This is a genomic window from Flavobacterium xizangense, assembly GCF_054075145.1.
Genome location: NZ_JBSIPG010000090.1, coordinates 1 through 275, shown reverse-complemented (window position 1 = coordinate 275; position 275 = coordinate 1). Strand labels below are relative to the sequence as shown.

Below are 275 nucleotides of genomic sequence, written 5' to 3'. Positions count from 1 at the left end.
CATGAACTTACAGGCGGTTGGTTCTGGTGGGGAAAAGGAAACTGCACGCCAGAAGAATTCAAAACCGCATGGAAATTTACCTTCGAATATTTGCAGAAAAAAGGCGTTCACAACTTAATTTATGTGTACAACACAGGAAGTTTTGGCAGTGAAAATGATTTCCTAACTAATTACCCTTGCGATCAATATGCTGATATGTTAAGTTTTGATACCTACCAAAATAGCAACGATCCGAATGGAGAAAAATTCATTTCCGAAGTACAGAATCAGTTTAA

The 275-nt window shown here is 37.5% G+C and carries 1 protein-coding gene; it reads left to right on the top strand.

Translation table 11 applies throughout. The features are described from left to right. Positions 1-275, top strand: a 275-nt coding sequence (locus ACWA1B_RS22635; protein WP_456910861.1) for a glycosyl hydrolase, incomplete at both ends; no start/stop codon positions are given.